This is a genomic window from Rahnella aquatilis CIP 78.65 = ATCC 33071 (assembly GCF_000241955.1).
GTDB lineage: Bacteria > Pseudomonadota > Gammaproteobacteria > Enterobacterales > Enterobacteriaceae > Rahnella > Rahnella aquatilis.
In genome coordinates, this window is record NC_016818.1 from 3,309,986 (window position 1) to 3,330,957 (window position 20,972).

Consider the following 20,972-nt stretch of genomic DNA (forward strand, 5'->3'; position numbering starts at 1 on the left):
CTCAATGTGGGGAAAAGAAAGGAAAGCCAGCATAAAAGTGAGCGCTAAATTTATCAATCGCTTGCTGAAAACAATTCATTAACAGCCCGTCGCAAAGTTATGTAAAGCCGACTGTTCTTAGAGACAGGCTACAGCACACGTATGACGGGGCCAGTGAGAATGCGGCCAGAGCAGGCAATGCTGTTGTGTTGCATGAGATTTCTGTGGGACAGGGGTCACGTTTTTTCGACTATGCTTAATGTTCTGTTGAGAACGCAGAAAGGCGCACGCACCTCAATTCCAACGTGCCGTTGTTTTCGACGACACGCCACAAAACAAGGAGCAACACATGCCATATCAAACGATAAATCCATTCAACAATAAGCTCATCAAAGAATATCAAACACATAACGATCAGCAGGTTGAAGAGGCGCTCTCTGCAGCCCATGCTTTATATAAATCTGACTGGGGTCAGGGCGATATTAAGCAACGCGTTAACGTGCTGCATAAATTATCCGAACTGATGGCTTCCCGCATCGATGAACTGGCGGAAGTGATCAGTGTAGAAATGGGGAAACTCATCGGTCAGAGCCGTGGCGAAGTGCAGATTTGTGCGGATATAGCAAAATTCTATGCTGAAAAAGCGGAGGAGTTTCTCAAGCCTGTGCCGTATAAATCCGATCTCGGCGAAGCCTGGGTTGAACATCATCCGATAGGGGTGATCCTGGCCGTCGAGCCGTGGAATTTCCCGTTCTACCAGTTAATGCGCGTACTGGCACCGAATCTGGCCTCCGGTAACAGCGTGGTGGTCAAACACGCCAGCATCGTTCCCCATTGTGCGGAAACTTTTGAGAAACTGGTTACCGAAGCGGGTGCGCCAAAAGGTGCGTATACCAACCTGTTTATTTCTCAGGATCAGGTCAGTGCCATCATTGATGATGACCGCGTTCAGGGTGTCGCGCTGACCGGTTCGGAAAAAGCCGGTGCGGTCGTGGCTTCACGGGCGGCCTCTAAGCTGAAGAAATCGACGCTGGAACTCGGCGGTAATGACGTGTTTGCCGTACTCGATGATGCCGATATCGATAAAGCCGCCAAAGCCGGGGCGCAGGCCCGTGTTTCCAATGCCGGACAGGTCTGTACGGCGGCCAAACGCTTCATTATTCATGAGAAAGTCGCCGATGAATTTCTTAAAAAATTCACCGAGCACTTTAAGGCGCTGAAGATCGGCGATCCGCTGGATAAATCCACCACGCTGGGGCCGTTGTCCTCTGCCGATGCCGTGAAAACGCTGAGCAAACAAGTGGATGACGCCGTGAAACACGGGGCTAAACTGCACTTCGGCGGTAAAAAGGTGGCAGACAATCCGGGCAACTTCTTTGAGCCAACGATTCTGACGCACATTACCCGCGATAATCCGGCCTATTTCGAAGAGTTCTTTGGCCCGGTGGCGCAGGTGTATGTGGTGAAAAATGATGAGGAACTGGTGAAACTTGCCAACGACTCCCATTACGGCCTCGGCGGTTCGCTGTTTACTACCGATCTGACCCGCGCCCGTAAGCTGGCAAGCCAGATTGAAACCGGTATGGTATACGTCAATTCACCGACGGATACCGCAGCGGAACTGCCTTTTGGCGGCGTGAAACGCTCCGGTTTCGGCCGCGAACTCTCTGATCTCGGTATCAAAGAATTTGTGAACCAGAAACTGGTGGTGCTGGCCGCGAAGTCCTGATGCTTCTTCTCCCCCTGCGAAGGGGGAGTTTCCCTCCCCACACTTTTCCTTTCTCCCTTATTTACCAAGCGTTGATACACAACAAAGCGCGGTAACTTGTACCCCCTCTATAATCAGGCCCGTTTGTCTTCCCACTGGTAAATCACATGGCGTATGAACTCAATCTGAACTGGCCGGAATTTTTAGAGAAATACTGGCAAAAAAAACCTGTTGTTATCAAAAAAGCGTTCTCAAATTTTGTTGATCCAATCTCTCCAGACGAATTAGCCGGTCTGGCGATGGAGCCGGAAGTGGACAGCCGTCTGGTGAGCCATAAAGATGGTGAATGGCAGGCAAGTAACGGTCCTTTTGAAGATTTCGACGGGCTGGGTGAAACCGGCTGGTCATTGTTGGCGCAGGCCGTAAATCACTGGCATTTGCCTGCGGCTGAGCTGGTGAAGCCTTTCCGCGTACTGCCGGACTGGCGTTTAGACGACCTGATGATTTCGTATTCCGTGCCCGGCGGCGGTGTCGGCCCGCATATCGATCAGTATGACGTTTTTATCATTCAGGGCATGGGCAGCCGCCGCTGGCGTGTGGGCGATGCCCTGCCGATGCGTCAGTTCTGCCCGCACCCGGCCTTACTGCATGTGGATCCGTTCACGCCAATTATTGATGAAGATCTTGAGCCGGGTGACATTCTGTATATTCCGCCGGGCTTCCCGCACGACGGCTTTACCCATGAAACCGCCCTCAACTATTCCGTCGGTTTCCGTGGCCCTAACAGCCGCGATTTCATCAGCAGTTTTGCTGACTACGCGCTGGAAAATGATCTGGGCGGCAATCATTACAGCGATCCGGATTTAACCCTGCGTGACCATGTCGGTAAAGTCGAAGATTATGAACTGGAACGCGTACGCCAGATGATGGTTGAGCTGATCAGCCAGCCGGAAGATTTCAAACAATGGTTTGGCCGTTTCGCCACCACGCCACGCCATGAACTGGATATCGCACCTGCCGAACCGCCATACGAATCACATGAAATTGCCGATGCGCTGATGCAGGGCGAAAAACTGATACGCCTGAGCGGTCTGCGGGTTCTCAACGTCGGCGAACGTTTCTTTGTTAACAGCGAGCCGCTGGAAACATCGCAGTATGCCGCCGCCGATGCGCTGTGCCGCTATACGCTGATCAGTAAAACAGAGCTGGGTGCTGCGTTGCAGGATGCTGAATTTGTCGCTCTGTTAACGGATCTGGTGAATCAGGGTTACTGGTATTTCGACGAGTAAACCACCGGGGATTCAATAACGGCAAAAGGCGGCCTCCATCACGGATGCCGCCTTCTTTATTCTGCGTCAGACCCTTAATATTTACGACCGATAAAGCTCCACCGGCGGCTTCATTTTCCGTTCTTCCGGTGCGAATAAACTAATCTCTTCGCCCAGGATATATTTGGCGCGCAGCATCGCGGAAATCTTATCCATAATCATCACGATAGCCACCAGAATCAGTGTGATAAACATCACCACATCCCAGTTCCACAGACGCATATTTTCCGCATACACCAGACCAATCCCGCCCGCGCCAACAAAGCCAAGCACAGCAGCTGAACGGGTATTGGATTCAATCTGATACAGCGACAACGCAAGGAATGTCGGGAAGGATTGGGTGAAAATCCCGAAGCGGTGCGTTTGTAACGGGGAAGCCCCCAGCGCGCGCAGGCCGCGGCTTGGCGAACGATCTACTGCTTCATGCCCTTCAGCATAAAGCTTGCCGAGCAAGCCTAAATCCTGCATTACAATCGCCAGCACACCAGCCAGCGGCCCCATGCCGACAGCACGAACGAAAATCAGCCCCCAGATCGCCATATCCAGCCCGCGTAAAACATCCAGAAGACGGCGGATTACCATGGAAACGGGTCTGAGAACCGGCGTCGACATCACATTACGCGCCGCGAGGAATGAAAGCGGCAATGCGAGGAAAGACGCGGTGATGGTTCCGGAAAACACAATCGCCAGCGTGATGGCGATTTGCGAAAAATAATACATAAACGGCCATTCGGAAACGTTATGCCAGACAAACATCCGCAGGAAATAACGCCCTACTTCGCGGGTGCCGCGCACCACTTCGCTCCACGGAATGCCAAAATAACTGAAGAAATAAACGTAGTAGAGGGTAATCACGACAGCCAGTATCGCAAGGTAGCGCAGATAGCGGCGCTGCGCGGCAAACAGATGCCCGTGCTGCTGCTTCAGGCTGCTGACCACATGAGGTTCGAGCGCATCAGTTAACATCAGAAAGTGCCCTCCACAACGCGTTTACGTAATTTACCGGAAAGAAAATCCATAGCCGACACCACCAGAATAATCAGCAGTAACGTCATGCTGACCTGATCATAGCGGTCCAGTTTGATTGAGGTCATCAGCTCCTGTCCGATACCACCGGCCCCGACCAGCCCGAGGATAGTCGACTGGCGGAAGTTAATTTCGAGGCGCATAAAGCTGTAGGATAAGAAGATCGGTTTCACCTGCGGCCACATGGCGAAACGCATGCGCTGCAAACGCCCCGCGCCGCAGGCCCTGAGGCCACGCACCGGTTTGTCTGATGCGGTTTCAATAGATTCGTAGAACAATTTGGTCAGGCTGCCGACAGTGTGTAACGTCAGGGCGATAAAACCCGGAATGGCACCGACGCCAAATGCCATCACACACATCACTGCCCAGGCCAGTTCCGGCATGGTGCGCAGGAAAGCGACAAAAGTACGGATGCTGAATTTCACCCATTTAGGCGAATCCGTATTACTGGCGGCGAGAAAAGCCAGCACGACCGCCAGCGCTGTCGACAATATCGTCGAGGACAACGCCAGCTGAATAGTTTCCCAAATCAGCGGCAGCTGAATATTGAGACGATATCCCCAGTACGCCAGTGAACCTTCGGTATGACCGTCAGCAAATAATAATGACCAGTGTAATACCGGCACCGTCTGACCAATATAATCAAAGAAGCTGGGGGCAGAGACAATAATCGTTTTTAAATTAAGTTCGGAAACATTGCCTGACCACAGATATAACAACAGCATCAGCCCTGACCAGATCAGCGCTTCCCGCTTTTGTTTACCGCGTATCTGCTGGTAATAACGATTGAAGTCTTTGTTCAAAATAATATTTCCGATTTGCAGATAATCATTATTCCTCCCCCTTCGCAGGGGAGGGAGCTACGGGTTAGCGACCGCCTTTAGTCAGTTCACGCTTCATATCGATAATCTGCTGATATTCAGCCAGTGACGTTTCGCCGATATGCTGTTTGCCTCCCACGGCTTTCACGAAACAAGCGTGGTCATCTTTATCCAGTTTCTTAATGGCAGAAACCAGCTTAGCTTTAAATGCCGGTGGCAAATCGCTGCGCACTAAAATCGGACCATTAGGAATTAACGGTGATTCCCAGATAATGCGGATTTTCTTCATCAGATCCGGATGGTCCATGCGGATCATGCGGTTGAATGCGCCGGAGGTATAACCGGTTTCCCGGTCGCCGATCATTGAAGCCCAGGTCACGGCGCCTTCGAACTGACCGTTCAGCACGCCAAGAATATCCTGCTCATGGCCACCGGAGAAGGTCACGCTGGAGAAGAAGTTGTTGTATTTGTTATCCGTGGTGCCGCCAAATTCTTTCTTAAATGTCTGATTCGGGATCAGGTAACCGGAAGTGGAATCCGGATCAGCGAAACCGAATGATTTGCCTTTCAGGTCAGACAATTTCTGATACGGGCTGTCGGCTTTAACGACAACAACGGAGTGATAACCACGGGATTTATCGGTATCATCAATCACAATACCCACCAGATCCACCGCTTTCGGATTATTAATATAGACCGAAGCGAAAGATGACGGGGACATGCTTAATACCATATCCACTTTCTTACCTAACAAACCTTGAATAACACCTGAATAATCGGATGAATTACGCAGTTTGGTATCCACATTTAATTCTTTATCGAAGAAATCTTTTACACACTGATTATCGCCAATTTGCTGAGTGGCATTCTGGCCCCCCAGAATACCTAAGTTTAATTCTTTAGGAGCATCTTCTGCCATGCTGTGCATTGCGGTTAAAGAACCTGCTACGAAGACTGCCAGACGTAATAACTTCTTCATGTAATGATGACCTTGTGTAGATTGAGAGAAAGTAGAAATAAGCACTGCAAAAAAATAAATGACGTTATTGTTTAACTGTTTATAGCTTCGTGTTCTTCACCGTATAACTGATGCAAAATACCGTCAGTTAACTGATCCGGATGCCCGTCGAAAATAATCTGCCCTTTCGCGATGCCGATAACGCGGGTGCAATAATCTTTCACCAACTCAACCGAGTGCAGGTTGACCATCACGGCGATATTCTCTTCGCTGACTTTTTTCAGCGCATTCATGATGCGCAGGGTATTTTTCGGATCCAGTGACGCCACCGGTTCGTCGGCCAGCAGAATTTTGGGGTTCTGCATCAGGGCACGACAAATCGCCACACGCTGCATCTGGCCGCCGGAAAGGTTTTCAGCCCGCTGCAACGCATGCGGCAGCATGTGCAACCATTCAAGCAAAGAAATAGCCCGGGCGCGGTCTTCGTCATCGAACTGATTAAAGAATGATTTGAACGTTGAGGTATGACTGAGACGCCCCAGTAACACATTGGTCAGCACATCCAGACGCGGCACCAGGCAAAAATCCTGAAAAATCATGCCACAACCGGAACGCCAGCGACGCAGCGCTTTGCCGGTCAGCCCGGCCAGTTGTTGCTGCTCACCGTTTTCGTAATGGCACACCACACTGCCTTCTGTGAGCGGGATCGTACCGTTGAGCACATGCAGCAGGGTGGATTTACCCGCGCCGGAACGGCCAATGACCGCCACGAATTCACCGGCGTGGAGATCAAAATTGATGTCGTTCAGGACACGCTGACCCGATTTATAGGATTTCACCAGGCCTTTGACGTCCAGAACTTTATTCAGATGCTGCGGCCCGGTCTGAGGATATTCAGCCTGTGCCAGCTTAAGTTGAGCTTGCGCCATGATGCTGTCTCTCGGTTGCTTTCGTTATCTGGCGTTCATTAAGCGCGAGTTTTATGACACATCAATGACGATTTAATGGACAGCACATGACAAAAATGCAACAGATTAAGTGAAATTACCTAACCCATATCCCGAATGATGTTTAACGTAATAAGTATGATTTAAGTCTATGATTAGATGGCATCACATCAAAAAAGGAAGATGAAATGGATAATCAGTCACTCATCGCCACGCTGAAAGAGATTGCCGGCAGTCGCCACGTTTTAACCGGCGACAGCAACACTGAACGTTACCGCAAAGGGTTCCGATCCGGTGGCGGCAAAGCGCTGGCGGTGGTATTTCCGCAAACGCTGCTGCAGCAATGGCAATTGCTCAAGGCCTGTATCGCCGCCGACAAAATTGTCATTATGCAGGCCGCCAATACCGGGCTGACCGAAGGTTCGACGCCCAGCGGTGACGACTATGACCGCGACATTGTGATTTTCAGCACGCTGAAACTAGACACAATCCAGTTACTCGACGGCGGCCATCAGGTGATCGGCTTTCCCGGCAGCACCCTTTATAAGCTGGAAAAAATCCTCAAGCCCTACAACCGCGAGCCCCATTCGGTGATTGGCTCATCCTGTATCGGCGCATCGGTGGTCGGCGGGATCTGTAATAATTCCGGCGGTTCGCTGGTGAAACGTGGCCCGGCGTATACCGAAATGGCACTGTACGCACAGATTGATGCGCAAGGTGAGTTACAGCTGATTAATCATCTGGGTATTAATCTTGGCGAAACGCCGGAAGAAATCCTGACACGTCTGGAAAAAGGCGATTATCTGGAAACCGATATCCAGCATGATCAGCGTCTGGCGTCAGATCACGATTATGCCTCGCGTGTCCGCGAAGTGGATGCTGATACGCCGTCACGTTTCAACGCCGATCAGCGACGTTTATTTGAAGCCTCGGGTTGTGCGGGTAAGCTGGCCGTTTTCGCCGTGCGGCTGGATACCTTCCCGGCAGAAACGCAGCAGCAGGTTTTTTACATCGGCACCAACGATACTGCGGTGCTGACAGAATTACGTCGTCAGATCCTGCGTGATTTCGCTAACCTTCCGGTTGCCGGGGAATACATGCATCGGGATATTTTCGATATCACCGAAGTCTACGGCAAAGACACTTTCCTGATGATCGACAAACTTGGCACCGACAAGATGCCGGATATGTTTACTGCCAAAGGAAAGTTCGATGCACACGCCAGTAAGGTCCCTTTCCTGCCTAAAAATTTCAGTGACCGCGTGATGCAATGCCTGAGCAAAGCTTTGCCGAATCATCTGCCGCCGCGGATGAAACAGTACCGCGACCGGTTTGAACATCACTTATTGCTGAAAATGTCCGGCCCCGGCATTGACGAAGCCCGAACTTTTTTGACGCGTTTCTTTAGTGAGGGTCAGGGTGATTTCTTTATCTGTTCCGCCGATGAAGGCAAGAAAGCCTTCCTGCACCGCTTCGCTGCCGCCGGTGCGGCCGTGCGTTATCACGCGGTACATGAAAAAGAAGTGGAAGATATTCTGGCACTGGATATCGCACTGCGCCGCAATGACCGTGACTGGTTCGAAACTTTGCCGGAAGATATCGATAATCAGCTGGTGGCAAAACTGTATTACGGCCATTTCATGTGCCACGTTTTCCATCAGGATTACATCGTCAAAAAAGGCGCAAACAGTAAGGCGCTGAAACACAGAATGTTAGAACTGCTCGATGCCAAAGGCGCGGAATATCCCGCCGAACATAACGTCGGCCATTTGTATCTGGCGAAACCGCATCTGAAAGAATTCTACCGGCAGGCCGACCCGACCAACAGCTTCAATCCGGGGATCGGGAAAACCAGTAAGTTGAAAAACTGGCATGATTGAAATAGCTCATCTCGTCCACTGCGAAGAGGTTTAATACCCCACCCCAACCCTCCCCTTCGCAGGGGAGGGAGCGTAACAACCTCATCTCATAAGTCATTAAAACAACTGTGTTCCGTAACCCCACATAATCACCGTCAGAGCCAGAAGTAGCTCTAAGACCAGAACGCCCATTGCCAGTGTTGAACTGGAGAACAGGAACCCTTCGCGACGGTCGATATTGAGGAAGTTAGGAATGCCGAGATACAACAGATATCCGCTGTAACACAGGCCGATCAGCCCGACAAACAGGCATAACCAGACCATCGGATACAGGGCGACGAGCCCGCTGAGGAACATCGGCGTGGCCACGTAGCCGGCAAAAACGATACAGTTGTTGAGTGTCGGGCGACTGTCATAACGACGTGCCATCCCGTAGATAATCCGCCCCATCAGTGCGACAGCAGCGAGCATCAGAACATAGAAAATGACGGCGATATAAGACGCGGTGAACATGGAAACCATCAGCTTCTCGCCGTCACCGAAGTTCCAGCCAAGTTGTGTTGTTCCGATGAAAGAACAGACAACCGGGATTAGCGCCATTAAAAGAACATGGTGGGAATACACATGTGAAACGGTTTCCCGCTCACGCTGGATTTGTTGCAATTCGGGACCCGGATTAGATATCAGTCCCCAGACATGATTAGCCATGAAACACCCCCTTGTACGCCGAAAGCCGCCAGCAGCGCGCAGTGATAAACCTTCGGGGATACCCGTCAGACAAGGGCATAAAGAAGGTGGCGACCTGTCTATATTATAGTCGTTCTTGCCAGCTTTGCTGATACGGCCAATTCAGCGTAATGAGCGATTAACCGCAGCAGAGAGCCTTTAGTGGATGTAGCGTGCCGCCGTAAACGTCACGCCAACCAGTACCAGCATCATGCTGATAATCCACCGGGTCTGCTGGATCATGAGGTTATAAAACATCGCCTGCATGGCGCTTAGTGAGGCTTCAATCTTCACAAAGCGCGCATCCACCTGTTCGAACCGTTTATCGATTTGTTCAAACCGTTTATCAACTTGTTCAAACCGCTTATCAACTTGTTCAAAACGCTTATCGACTTGTTCAAACCGTTTATCGATATGCGTCAGTCGTTCGTCAATCCTGAGCAGATGCCCGTCAATGCGGGAGATGTTCTGTTCGGTTTTGCCGACCCGCACTCCGATATCGGTCACGGCATCAGTGAGTGTCACCATCTGATGTTCCAGTTTGCCGACACGGAGATTGGTCTCCGTGGCCACTTCCGTCAGGTGAGTGATCTGCTGCTCCACCTTCCCGACGCGCAGATTCAGCCCGGCAATTTCCTCGCCGTTTTTGATCCCCTGCTTTTCAATATTATTGATTTGTGTTTGCATAAGCTTCTCCATTGGCGATTTTCCTTTATATTCTTCCGGCCAGGCTGACGCGCCCGGAAGATACAGCATCGGATTGACGGGCGAGATATCCATTGTGTGTAACTGAAACATGGCTGTTGTCCCTCACATGTGCTTTCCCTGTTTAGAAATCCTTAATCTGCGGAAAGTTTGCACTGGATAAATAACCACCTCAAATCAATTTCCTTCTCGATAAATACGCGATTGCTTATGTATCTATATATGGCTGAATTGCATTGCTTTGCTGAATAAATACTAATGAAAATAGTCTGTTACGGAGATCTGTAACGCGTGAAGCTTAAGGCGTTACCGGCGGCGGCGGGTGATGAACGTCATAGTGCGTACCGGGGAAACCGGGCATTTTCCGGCCCGCATTAACTCATAAACTTTTACGGGCGAAAAAGTCTGCAGCGAGGTTAAAAAATCATTAACGTAGAGGCAGGCATTACTTATCAGGAGAATGGCATGCGCATTACCTGCTTACACACGGCGGACAGTAATATTGCGGTATTTGAAAACACAGCACAGGAACTCGGGTTGAATCAGCATCAGTTCCGGCATGTTTCGCGGCCCGATTTACTGGCCGCAGCCGAAAAGGCGGGCGGGCTGACCGCGGAAATCCGTCAGCAAACGGCGGATGTGCTGCTGGCATTGAGTGAAAATGCCGATCGCGTGTTACTGACCTGCTCGACGCTGGGTTCTGCGGCGACGCTTGCCAGTGAAAGCGCCGCCGTGCCGGTTTTACGTGTTGATCAGGCGCTGGCGGAACAGGCCATGAAAACGGCGGGCAAGGTGGTCGTACTGTGTGCAGTCGAAACGACGCTGGAACCGACGCGGCAGTTATTCGCTCAGGTAGAAAAACATCCGCAGGCACAGTGTGAAATCCGTCTGGTGGCGGGCGCATGGCAGAAGTTTAAGCAGGGAGATCTGGCCGGATATTTACAGGCCATTGCAGTGGTGGCAGATGCGGAATATAAGCAAGGCGCGGCCTGCGTGGTACTGGCTCAGGCTTCAATGACCGGTGCAGCGCAACTGACGCAAATGGGTAAACCACTCACCAGCCCTGAATGTGGTTTACGCGCGGCGCTGGCCTGAAAACGGCAGCCAGAAAGCAGAAATACCACCAGACGCTATACTGATAAGGAATATCATTGGCTTAGCCGGATAGCCGATGACGACTGAAGATTATGTTAAGGAAAAAATATGAAAATTATTCTTTGGATCATCGCCATCATCTTTATCGTCGGCTTACTGACCCTTACAGGGGTATTTAAACTGATTTTCTGACCACGTTGTCTGTCCCTGCAAAACAAAAAGTCCGGCACCTGGCCGGACTTTTTCAGTTTCATTAATAGCCTAAATAATTCGAGTCGCAGAAAGGCGGCAAGTAAAGGAGTCCCGATGAGCTGACATCAAGTCAGTGATTCGGGCGCCTGAGCGCAGCCAACGCATCTGCGGCCTGAAGTATGACAGGTATTTCAATCATCGGCCTCTTCGACCGAAGGCTGCGTTTTCTGCTGCTCTTTCTGCTTACGGTAGTTCTTCGCAATTTGCGGAACTGGCACTGCTTTGCCGGTTTCCATCCAGGTGCGCAGACGGTTGGCATCCGCAAAGGCAGTAAATTTACCGAAGGCATCCATCACGACCAGCGTCACGGGCTTGCCGTTAATGGTGGTACGCATCGCCAGACAATGGCCTGCTTCATCGGTATAACCGGTTTTGGTCAGCTGGATATTCCACGACGGGTTCATGATCAGATGGTTGGTATTACGGAACGGCAATGCATACGCCGGATGGCTGAAGACAGCCGTTTTTTCAGCCGTCGTGCTGAGCTGTCCGATCAGCGGATAGCGCTGGGAAGCCAGCAGCAGCCGTGTTAAATCACGCGCTGTGGAGACATTGCGTGGCGACAAACCGGTCGGTTCAGCATAATGCGTATGGGTCATGCCCAGCGATTTCGCTTTCGCATTCATCGCATTAATAAATGCAGAATAACCGCCCGGATAATGTGCCGCGAGGCTGGCCGCAGCCCGGTTTTCCGAGGACATCAGCGCCAGTTGGATCATCTGACGGCGGGTAATTTCACTGTTCAGTTTCACGCGGGAGAACACGCCACGCATTTCAGGTGTATTACTGATATCGATATTGATCACTTCGTCGAGTGGCAGATTCGCATCGAGCGTGACCATCGCGGTCATCAGTTTGGTCAGGGAGGCAATCGGCCTCACCTCATCCGGATTTCGGGAATAAATCACTTCGTGGCTTTTCAGATCCACCACCATGGCACTGCCGGAAGCAATTTGAACGATCGGGGCGACGGCCGGCTCATGCTTTGCAGCGAGGGCGGCAGGGGCAGACAACATGCCTGAATTTAAGGCTAATAAGCTCAGAACCAGAAGACGGATTTTCACATGCATTGCTCTGTATTTAGAAAGTTGTCATTAAGATATGTCGTAACAGCGGGCGGAATTATAAGGGAGGTGAATAGTCTTAGCACTCGCAATTTTCAATTCTATTTGTCACAAAGTCTGTCGCTTCCCCCCGCAGGCCGTGGAACGGCGAGTAAGTGACCACTTGCGTAAGATTGCACCGAAAAAATAAAGGGACGCTCAGAAAGCGTCCCTTCGAAATACACAGGTGAATATTATTGATTGTCGATCAGATAACTGATTTCCTGCCCGTAAGAAAGCTCAAGCGTATTGCCATCCGGATCATCCAGAAAAGCCCAGTATCCCACCGGTGCGCCGGAATCTGTGGGTTCCTTACGCAAAACGCCTGCGGCACGAGCCTCTGCAAGTCGGGCGTCCATGGCTTCTTTCGTCGCGCAAGCGACGCCAAGATGGCCGAAGGGGCCAAGTTTAGTGTCGGTATTCTCAGGATCTTCTGCCAGTACAATGGCGAAATGGCGGGTCATGTCGCACAGCCACGCGACAGGTCTGGCGTTGCTGCCCTTTTCCCCGCGCCGGTGGATCACTTTCATGTCAGCAAACTGCTGGTAGAACGCGATGCTGGCATCCAGATCTTTGACGGCAAAAGCGATGTGGGTCAGGCCGATATCTTTATTTTCCATGATACTTCTCCATTTTTAAGCGTTGTCGCGTGGAGAAGTCATGACGGGGGATCACCGGTTAATACGTCCGGCAATTTCCTTCGACGTCTTCAGCACGCGCACTTCAGTAAATAACTCTGTCGCCTCTTCGTACTCTTTACGTAAATAACTCAGCCACTGTTTGATGCGCGCAACGTGATACAAGCCGGTGTCGCCCTGCTTTTCCAGACGGGTGTATTTCTGCAACAGCGTCATGACGTCCGGCCACGGCATACGCGGTTCGTTGTACTTCACCACACGGCTGAGATTCGGAATATTCAGCGCGCCACGCCCCAGCATCACCGCATCACAACCGGTGGTTTGCAGGCAGGCCTGAGCGCTTTCGTGATCCCAGATTTCACCGTTAGCGATCACCGGAATACTCAGACGCTGACGGATTTCGCCAATCGCAGCCCAGTTAATACGCTCCGGCTTATACCCGTCTTCCTTGGTACGCCCGTGCACCGTCAGTTCCGTTGCACCGGCCTGCTGCACCGCATCGGCAATTTCGACGCTGTGTTCCAGCGAATCCCAGCCGAGACGCACTTTCACAGTGACCGGCAAATGCGCGGGAACCGCTGCGCGCATGGCTTTGGCGCCCTGATAAATCAGCTCCGGATCTTTGAGTAATGTCGCCCCGCCACCGCTGCCGTTCACCAGCTTTGACGGACAACCGCAATTGAGATCGACACCGTAAGATCCCAGTTCCACGGCGCGGGCGGCATTTTCAGCCAGCCACTGCGGATACTGACCGAGCAACTGCACGCGCACCAGTGTGCCGGACGGCGTGCGGCTGGCATGATGTAATTCAGGGCACAGGCGATAGAAGGATTTGGCGGGGAGCAACTGATCCACCACGCGCAAAAACTCGGTGATGCACAAATCATAGTCGTTCACTTCTGTGAGAAGTTCACGAACCAGAGGATCAAGCACACCTTCCATCGGAGCCAGTAATACGCGCATCGCAGTTCAACCCTTAAAAATGACGCGCAAGATTACCGCAAGGCCCGCCGCCGGGCAATTACCCCTGAGACAAATCGCGGCTTAATGACGTTTTCGCCCTGCCCTGTGAGCGTCTGACTCTGACAGAGCGCCAGGCAATCCACACCGCCAGAAGCGCAGGCACTGCAAACAGCAGGAACATCCAGAATGCCGCGCTGGCTGCGCCGTTATCGCCCTTATCAACGCCCGCAAAGTTAGCTACCGTTCCGGCTAACGCCGCGCCGAGCGCCGCTGCAAAAGATTGCACTACGGTTATCGACGCACCGGCTTTTTCGCGATCCTCTTCCGGTGCCTGTTGCAGAACACGGGTCAGCAGATGCGGCCAGCCGAGACCAATCCCAAAACCGGCCAGCGCCAGCCCGAGCACCACACCACTGATATTCAGCCACGGCAGGCCGAAAGCAACCGGCACGGTGAATAACAGTAAAAGCAGACCCGCAGCCAGGATCAGTGGCCCGCAGATAATCGCACCGTCGGCACGACGTCCTATCCAGCCGGAACTGGCCACTTCGCTTAATGTCCAGCCCGCAGCCGCAGCGGCAGTGATGTATCCGGCCGCCAGCGGCGTCTGGCCGTGTAAATGTTGCAGCAGATACGGCACAAACAGTTCGCAACCAAGGCCGATAATCAGCAACGTCATTACCAGATACAGGCCATAGAGCGGTGAGGAACGGCGTAAAGCGTCGCGCGGAAGTAACCTGACATCCGCTGTAAATTCGCGGTGGCGCAAGATCAAAATCATCACCACCGCGACCACGAAACCGAGCAGGTTTATCAGCCCTGAGGAAGACAGACTGCCCGCCGACACGACCAGCACCGCGCCGGTCAGCAAAGCCAGTTGCACCAGCGGCAGCGGTTCGTCCGGCTGCCTGTCGTGCCGGGATTTCGGCAAAATCCGCCAGACCCACAGCCCGAACAGTGACGTGACCGGCAACAGCAAACCAAACGCCCAGCGCCAGGCGTGCAGTTCGGCAAAAATACCGCCGACCGCCGGGCCGACCAGCGTCGCAATGCCCCACATCGCCGAAATCAGCGCCATCGCCCGTGGCCAGAGAGATTCTTTAAACAGGAGGTTGATCATCGCGTAGGACAGTGCGAACAGGAATCCGCCGCCCAGCCCCTGCAGCGCCCGTCCGAGCAGCAGCACCGGCATATTCGGCGCGGCGGTACAAATGGCAGCACCGGCAATAAAGATACCGGTCGCCATCAGATAACTGCCACGCGGCCCGGCGGTGCGCATCAGCCGTGCGGAAAGTGCCGAGCCGAGAATGGAGCAAACGACATACAGCGTGGTGTTCCAGGCATACCAGGCCAGACCGCCGATATCCTGCACGACGGAAGGGAGGATCGTGATAACGATGTAACTGTTAGTGGCATAAAGCGCAACGCCTGCGCTCAGGGTGATGGCGCTGCCCCGGTTTTCGGCGCTGAATAAATCTGCCCATCCGTTCTGACTTCCCGACATTTTTTCTGCATCCCTTTGGTTTGTTCTTTCCACGCATTGAAGCGCGTTGTGATTATGGTATGATTAAAACAAGAAATTACTTGGAATATCTTTTACGTAATCTAGAACCCGGCGAGGCAATATGTCAAGCAGTGACCTGGAAAATAAAAATGACGTCCGGCAAAGCGTCGCAGAGCGCTTACTGACGCTGCTGAAAACCCGCGGAGAACTTCAGGCCGGCGATGCCGGACATCTGCTGGGCACCACAGGTGAAGCCGCGCGCCAGCAGTTTGTGAAGCTGGCGAAGGAAGGACTGGTGGACGCTAAATCTGTCCCGCAGGGGGTCGGGCGTCCGGCGCAGTTCTGGCAACTGACCGCCGCCGGTCATGCGCGATTTCCCGATGCCCATGCTGACCTCACCGTACAGCTTTTGCAGTTGATCCGCACCTCCCTGGGTGATTCTGCGCTGGATCAACTGATCACCTCGCGCGAAAACCGGACACTGGAAAATTACCGGCAGGCCATGAATGGCGCGAATTCTCTGGAAGAAAAGCTGCAACGGCTGACGGCTATCCGCACGCGGGAGGGTTACATGGCAGACTGGAAAATGCAGGAGGACGGCAGCTATCTGTTTGTCGAAAATCACTGCCCGATTTGCGCTGCCGCGACAACCTGTCAGGGGTTTTGCCGGGCCGAGCGGGATGTGTTCAGCGAGGTGCTGAACGCCAGCGTCGAGCGCACCGAGCATATTTTGCAGGGCGCACGCCGTTGTGCCTATGTGATCAGGTAAATCAGATCAGGCAGAACGCAGGCGAAAAAAAACCGCCGGTGAAGGCGGTTAGATAGCAAGTCAGCAGGAAACTTATTTGTTGCCGCTGCCCGCATTGCCGGTACGACGCTGGCCTGCGTGTGCAGGACGCGAACGTGCCGGACGGTTCTCAGCTGAACCGCGGTTTTCTGAACCCCGGTTTTCAGAGGTGCCGCTGCGCTGACCGTTGCCGCCCGGGCGCGGAGCGCCTGAACGTGGAGCGCCGGTACGCGGTGCACCCGGACGCTGGCCCTGACGTGGCGCGCCACGACCGCCGCCGCCGCTGCCCTGACGACCATTAATGATCGGCTCAGCTTTGATACTCGGGTCTGGCTCGTAGCCTTCCAGCGCGATGCGCGGAATTTCACGTTTCAGCAGACGTTCGATATCACGCAGCAGTTTGTGTTCATCGACACACACCAGAGAAATCGCTTCACCGGTGGCTTCCGCACGACCGGTACGGCCGATACGGTGAACATAATCTTCCGGTACGTTTGGCAGTTCATAGTTCACCACGTGCGGCAACATATCGATATCCAGGCCACGCGCAGCGATGTCTGTTGCCACCAGAACACGGACAGAACCGGCTTTAAAATCAGCCAGTGCACGGGTACGTGCGCCCTGACTTTTGTTGCCGTGAATAGCCGCAGCCGTGATGCCGTCTTTATTCAACTGTTCAGCCAGATGGTTTGCACCATGTTTGGTCCGGTTGAACACCAGCACCTGTTTCCAGTCGCCTTCACCGATCATCTGAGACAGCAATTCTCTTTTACGTTTCTTATCAACAAAATGAACGCTTTGTTCAATTTGCGCAGAAGCGGTATTGCGACGCGCGACTTCTACAGAAGCCGGGTTGGTCAGCAGCTTGCTCGCCAGACCTTTAATCTCATCAGAGAACGTCGCGGAGAACAGCAGGTTCTGACGCTTGGCAGGCAGTTTTGCCAGCAGGCGGCGGATGTCATGAATGAAGCCCATGTCCAGCATGCGGTCGGCTTCGTCCAGCACCAGAATTTCAACCTGAGATAAATCAACAGCACGCTGATGTTCCAGATCAAGCAAACGACCCGGCGTTGCGATCAGCACATCCACACCACCGCGCAGTTTCATCATCTGCGGGTTGATGCTCACACCGCCAAATACCACCAGCGAACGCAGGGTCAGGTATTTGCTGTAAGCCTGTACGTTTTCACCAATCTGCGCCGCGAGCTCACGGGTTGGCGTCAGGATCAGCGCACGAACCGGGCGACGTCCTTTGAATTGCGCGTTGGTATGGCTGAGCATATTGAGCAGCGGCAAAGTAAAACCAGCGGTTTTACCGGTACCGGTCTGCGCACTCGCCATCAGGTCACGACCTTCCAGCACGACAGGAATAGCCTGACGTTGGATAGGCGTAGGTTCGCGATAGCCCTGTTCTTCAACAGCACGCAAAATTTCGGCACTTAAGCCGAGGGAATCAAATGACATATAAGGAAAAGCTCCAGTCCACTCTAACCCGAACGGGGTTCGGTGCAGTTTCAAGAGTGGATGATCAGACGAGGCAAATGAGGCATTACCACGAGGATTCGGCACAAACTGCAGTGCGCCAGTTGCGTCGATACTAGCACAAAACGCCGCCCTGCGTGAAGTTATCTCCTTATTGCCTGTAACTGGCGGTTACAGCCGCAGACTCTGGTAACAAATACAGGCCGCATAATCTGCCGAGATAATCCGAAACTTTGATACAGGATAATCAATTATAAACCTGATGAATGGGTTCCCACTTTTTGCGTCCCACTTCACAGATTTGATTGCTATGCTTCTTTTCTCTCACTCCTCTGTGCATAAGGCTACATCGCTGCAACATGGAAACCTGGAAAGTAAATTTAATCTCCGTCTGGCTGGGCTGTTTTTTTACCGGCATGGCGATGAGTCAGATCCTGCCTTTTTTACCGCTTTACATCGAACAGCTCGGCGTGACGTCGCATGAATCCCTGAGTCTGTGGTCAGGACTGGTGTTCAGCGGTACGTTTTTGGTTTCCGCTATCGTTGCGCCACTGTGGGGCAGCCTGGCTGACCGCAAAGGCCGCAAACTGATGTTGCTGCGTGCCGCACTGGGCATGGCGATTGTCATGATGTTACAGGGGTTCGCCACCAACGTCTGGCAGCTTTTTATTCTGCGCACACTGATGGGGCTGACGTCCGGGTATATTCCCAACGCGATGGCGCTGGTCGCCTCGCAGGTACCGCGCGATAAAAGTGGCTGGGCGCTGGGCACGCTGTCTACCGGCCAGGTCTCCGGCGTGATTATCGGTCCGCTGCTCGGCGGTTTTATGGCTGACCATCTCGGCCTGCGCACGGTGTTTTTCGTCACCAGCGGCATGCTGTTTATCAGCTTCCTGATCACATTATTTTTGATTAAAGAGCGCGTGGTGCCGGTGACCAAAGCCAACCGGCTGAGCGGTAAAGCGGTATTTACCACGCTGCCTTATCCGTGGCTGATTGTCAGTCTGTTCGTCACCACCATGATGATTCAGCTCGCCAACGGTTCCATCAGCCCGATCCTGACGCTGTTTATCCGCGAACTGTCATCGGATACCAGCAACATCGCCTTTATCAGTGGCGTGATTGCCGCCGTGCCGGGCGTTTCCGCGCTGATGGCCGCCCCGAAACTCGGCAAGCTCGGCGACCGCATTGGCGCGCACCGCATTCTGATTGCCGCGCTGGTTTTTTGCTTCATTCTGTTTTGCCTGATGGCGCTGATTAATACGCCAACCCAGCTGGGTATCCTGCGTTTCATGCTCGGTTTCGGCGACGGCGCGCTGATGCCTGCGGTACAGGCATTGCTGGTGAAATACAGCAGCGATCAGGTCACCGGCCGGATATTCGGTTACAACCAGTCGTTCATGTATCTCGGCAACGTGGTCGGCCCGCTGATTGGCTCCAGTGCTTCTGCCCTGCTCGGCTTCAGGTGGGTGTTTATCGTGACGGCGGTGCTGGTGCTGTTTAACACCGTACAGGTGTGGTGGAGTTTTCGGCAGGTACCGACGGGGAGAGTCAGGGTTTGATGTGCTCCTCCCCCTTCGCAGAATTACCCTGAGGACTTTGATTTGCTCCTCCCCCTGCGAAGGGGGAGGACGGGAGGGGGTTTTAAGGGCTGACACCAATCTCTGTGCAAGCTCCAACTTATTGTTCGCCATTAATACCCCACCCCAACCCTCCCCTTCGCAGGGGAGGGAGCTAATAAACCTTACCAGCCGGCATAAAAAAGGGGCACTTCTCAGTGCCCCTCTCAAACGTTTGCAATCAAAAACCCTTACCGGCGGTTGCCGAAGATCCGCAACAGCATCAGGAACAGGTTGATGAAATCGAGATACAACGTCAGCGCGCCAACAATTGAGTATTTACGGAAGTTATCACGGTCGTCTGCTGATAACTGCGCACCCATGTTTTTCAGCTTCTGCGTGTCATAGGCAGTCAGGCCGACGAAGATCAACACACCTGCGTAAGAAATGATGTTCGCGAGGCCGGAGCTTTTCAGCCACATGTTCACCAGTGATGCCAGCACCAGACCAATCAGCGCCATGAACAACATACTGCCGATACCGGTCAGATCACGCTTGGTCACGTAACCGTAGACACTCATTGCGCCAAACATACCGGCGGCGACGATGAACGTTCCGAAGATTGAATCACCGGTGTAGACCAGGAAAATGCTGGAAAGCGTCAGACCGGTTAGTGCGGAATACAGCATGAACAGACCGGTGGCCACGGTGCCGCTCAGGCGGTTCACCATGCCGGAAATCACGAACACCAGCGCCAGTTGCGCGATGATCAAACCAAAGAAAGTAATCTGACTTGAGAAAACAAAGCTCATGATTTTTTCAGAGCCGGAAGCATACCAGGCCACAAATGCGGTCAGCAGCAAACCACAGAACATCCAGCCATACACTTGCGCCATGTACGCCTGAATGCCGGTGTTCGCGCGTTCAACAATTGAACCGTTACTGCGTGGATATCGATCCATGATGATTACCCTTTTGCATGGAGGATGAAAATGAGGCCGGAACAGCCTCCCGATTTTTAAAGCGTATCACAGATAGAGAGAAAAGCATGGGCGGTCTGCGTGCGGTTGAGGCGCTATTTACCAGCGCGCCGCCGCCTGTTTATCACTGTCGCGGGCATCGACCCAGCGGTCACCCTCTTCTGTGGCTTCACGCTTCCAGAACGGCGCGCGGGTTTTCAGATGATCCATAATAAATTCATTGGCTTCGAATGCCATGCCGCGATGCGCGCTGGTCACGCCGACAAACACAATTTCATCGCCCGGATACATCGGCCCGACGCGGTGATAAACCGAGACACGTTGCAGCGGCCAGCGGGTGCGGGCTTCGGCAACAATCTCAGCCAGCGCTTTTTCGGTCATGCCCGGATAATGTTCCAGCGTTAACGCGCTGACGTGGCTGCCCAGATTGTGATTGCGCACTTTACCGGTAAAGGTCACCACCGCACCGTCGGCGTCTGATTGCGCCAGCCAGTTGTACTCATCACCCACGCTGAATGGCGCGGCATCGACAACAATTTTCGTCTGATCCAT

The 20,972-nt window shown here is 53.0% G+C and carries 20 protein-coding genes; 7 read left to right on the plus strand and 13 right to left on the minus strand.

Annotated elements, in window-relative coordinates; translation table 11 throughout:
- Positions 1 to 328 precede the first annotated feature (328 nt).
- Both RAHAQ2_RS14930 and RAHAQ2_RS14935 read left to right on the plus strand, forming a co-directional pair.
- Positions 329 to 1,708 (plus strand): NAD-dependent succinate-semialdehyde dehydrogenase, encoded by a 1,380-nt coding sequence (locus RAHAQ2_RS14930; RefSeq protein WP_015698037.1) that lies wholly within the window; start codon positions 329 to 331, stop codon positions 1,706 to 1,708.
- A 146-nt stretch (positions 1,709 to 1,854) separates the two neighbouring features.
- Positions 1,855 to 2,976: a ribosomal protein uL16 3-hydroxylase gene (locus RAHAQ2_RS14935; RefSeq protein WP_015698038.1), complete on the plus strand. Its 1,122-nt coding sequence runs from the start codon at positions 1,855 to 1,857 to the stop codon at positions 2,974 to 2,976.
- An 81-nt stretch (positions 2,977 to 3,057) separates the two neighbouring features.
- Here the strand turns inward: RAHAQ2_RS14935 and phnE (RAHAQ2_RS14940) are convergent, their stop codons facing one another.
- The 4 genes from phnE (RAHAQ2_RS14940) to phnC all read right to left on the minus strand — a co-directional run bounded on the left by phnE (RAHAQ2_RS14940) (position 3,058) and on the right by phnC (position 6,749).
- Positions 3,058 to 3,981, minus strand: coding sequence for a phosphonate ABC transporter, permease protein PhnE (gene phnE, locus RAHAQ2_RS14940; RefSeq protein WP_015698039.1), 924 nt, complete (start codon positions 3,979 to 3,981; stop codon positions 3,058 to 3,060).
- Complete coding sequence (phnE, locus tag RAHAQ2_RS14945) at positions 3,981 to 4,844, minus strand: phosphonate ABC transporter, permease protein PhnE (protein ID WP_015698040.1); 864 nt, start codon at positions 4,842 to 4,844, stop codon at positions 3,981 to 3,983. Before phnE (RAHAQ2_RS14945) ends, phnE (RAHAQ2_RS14940) begins: the two co-directional genes overlap by 1 nt.
- A gap of 64 nt (positions 4,845 to 4,908) precedes the next feature.
- Complete coding sequence (phnD, locus tag RAHAQ2_RS14950) at positions 4,909 to 5,841, minus strand: phosphonate ABC transporter substrate-binding protein (protein WP_015698041.1); 933 nt, start codon at positions 5,839 to 5,841, stop codon at positions 4,909 to 4,911.
- A gap of 71 nt (positions 5,842 to 5,912) precedes the next feature.
- Positions 5,913 to 6,749: a phosphonate ABC transporter ATP-binding protein gene (gene phnC / locus RAHAQ2_RS14955; protein WP_015698042.1), complete on the minus strand. Its 837-nt coding sequence runs from the start codon at positions 6,747 to 6,749 to the stop codon at positions 5,913 to 5,915.
- Positions 6,750 to 6,955: 206 nt separating this feature from the next.
- On the opposite strand from phnC, the gene dld reads away from it, so the two are divergent.
- Positions 6,956 to 8,647 carry a D-lactate dehydrogenase gene (gene dld, locus RAHAQ2_RS14960; RefSeq protein WP_015698043.1) on the plus strand — a complete coding sequence of 564 codons (1,692 nt, stop codon included), beginning with the start codon at positions 6,956 to 6,958 and terminating at the stop codon, positions 8,645 to 8,647.
- Between the two features lie 96 nt (positions 8,648 to 8,743).
- Here dld and RAHAQ2_RS14965 read toward each other — a convergent pair whose 3' ends face one another.
- Together RAHAQ2_RS14965 and RAHAQ2_RS14970 are read right to left on the minus strand one after the other, a co-directional pair.
- Positions 8,744 to 9,334, minus strand: a complete 591-nt coding sequence (locus RAHAQ2_RS14965) for a Yip1 family protein (RefSeq protein WP_015698044.1) — start codon at positions 9,332 to 9,334, stop codon at positions 8,744 to 8,746.
- A gap of 177 nt (positions 9,335 to 9,511) precedes the next feature.
- On the minus strand, positions 9,512 to 10,150 hold the full coding sequence (locus RAHAQ2_RS14970; protein ID WP_015698045.1) for a hypothetical protein: 639 nt from the start codon (positions 10,148 to 10,150) through the stop codon (positions 9,512 to 9,514).
- Positions 10,151 to 10,522: 372 nt separating this feature from the next.
- On the opposite strand from RAHAQ2_RS14970, the gene RAHAQ2_RS14975 reads away from it, so the two are divergent.
- Together RAHAQ2_RS14975 and RAHAQ2_RS26305 are read left to right on the plus strand one after the other, a co-directional pair.
- On the plus strand, positions 10,523 to 11,152 hold the full coding sequence (locus RAHAQ2_RS14975; protein WP_015698046.1) for an aspartate/glutamate racemase family protein: 630 nt from the start codon (positions 10,523 to 10,525) through the stop codon (positions 11,150 to 11,152).
- A 108-nt stretch (positions 11,153 to 11,260) separates the two neighbouring features.
- Positions 11,261 to 11,344: a small membrane protein YohP gene (locus RAHAQ2_RS26305; RefSeq protein WP_019105993.1), complete on the plus strand. Its 84-nt coding sequence runs from the start codon at positions 11,261 to 11,263 to the stop codon at positions 11,342 to 11,344.
- A 191-nt stretch (positions 11,345 to 11,535) separates the two neighbouring features.
- Here RAHAQ2_RS26305 and pbpG read toward each other — a convergent pair whose 3' ends face one another.
- The 4 genes from pbpG to RAHAQ2_RS14995 form a co-directional block, all read right to left on the minus strand.
- The gene (pbpG, locus tag RAHAQ2_RS14980) at positions 11,536 to 12,474 is read right to left on the minus strand and encodes a D-alanyl-D-alanine endopeptidase (protein ID WP_037039984.1); all 939 of its coding nucleotides are present in this window, start codon (positions 12,472 to 12,474) and stop codon (positions 11,536 to 11,538) included.
- A gap of 227 nt (positions 12,475 to 12,701) precedes the next feature.
- Positions 12,702 to 13,127, minus strand: coding sequence for a VOC family protein (locus tag RAHAQ2_RS14985; protein ID WP_015698048.1), 426 nt, complete (start codon positions 13,125 to 13,127; stop codon positions 12,702 to 12,704).
- 51 nt (positions 13,128 to 13,178) lie between these two features.
- Positions 13,179 to 14,108: a tRNA dihydrouridine(16) synthase DusC gene (gene dusC, locus RAHAQ2_RS14990; RefSeq protein ID WP_015698049.1), complete on the minus strand. Its 930-nt coding sequence runs from the start codon at positions 14,106 to 14,108 to the stop codon at positions 13,179 to 13,181.
- Between the two features lie 58 nt (positions 14,109 to 14,166).
- Positions 14,167 to 15,612, minus strand: coding sequence for an MFS transporter (locus RAHAQ2_RS14995; protein WP_015698050.1), 1,446 nt, complete (start codon positions 15,610 to 15,612; stop codon positions 14,167 to 14,169).
- 121 nt (positions 15,613 to 15,733) lie between these two features.
- Here RAHAQ2_RS14995 and RAHAQ2_RS15000 point away from each other — a divergent pair, with 121 nt between their 5' ends.
- Positions 15,734 to 16,381, plus strand: coding sequence for a helix-turn-helix transcriptional regulator (locus RAHAQ2_RS15000; RefSeq protein WP_015698051.1), 648 nt, complete (start codon positions 15,734 to 15,736; stop codon positions 16,379 to 16,381).
- A 72-nt stretch (positions 16,382 to 16,453) separates the two neighbouring features.
- Here RAHAQ2_RS15000 and rhlE read toward each other — a convergent pair whose 3' ends face one another.
- Positions 16,454 to 17,863 carry an ATP-dependent RNA helicase RhlE gene (gene rhlE, locus RAHAQ2_RS15005; RefSeq protein WP_015698052.1) on the minus strand — a complete coding sequence of 470 codons (1,410 nt, stop codon included), beginning with the start codon at positions 17,861 to 17,863 and terminating at the stop codon, positions 16,454 to 16,456.
- A gap of 377 nt (positions 17,864 to 18,240) precedes the next feature.
- Between rhlE and mdtG the strand changes: the two genes are divergently transcribed.
- On the plus strand, positions 18,241 to 19,443 hold the full coding sequence (gene mdtG / locus RAHAQ2_RS15010) for a multidrug efflux MFS transporter MdtG (RefSeq protein WP_015698053.1): 1,203 nt from the start codon (positions 18,241 to 18,243) through the stop codon (positions 19,441 to 19,443).
- A gap of 248 nt (positions 19,444 to 19,691) precedes the next feature.
- Here the strand turns inward: mdtG and RAHAQ2_RS15015 are convergent, their stop codons facing one another.
- Positions 19,692 to 20,402, minus strand: a complete 711-nt coding sequence (locus RAHAQ2_RS15015) for a Bax inhibitor-1/YccA family protein (protein WP_013576373.1) — start codon at positions 20,400 to 20,402, stop codon at positions 19,692 to 19,694.
- A 117-nt stretch (positions 20,403 to 20,519) separates the two neighbouring features.
- The gene (gene moaE, locus RAHAQ2_RS15020) at positions 20,520 to 20,972 is read right to left on the minus strand and encodes a molybdopterin synthase catalytic subunit MoaE (RefSeq protein WP_015698054.1); all 453 of its coding nucleotides are present in this window, start codon (positions 20,970 to 20,972) and stop codon (positions 20,520 to 20,522) included.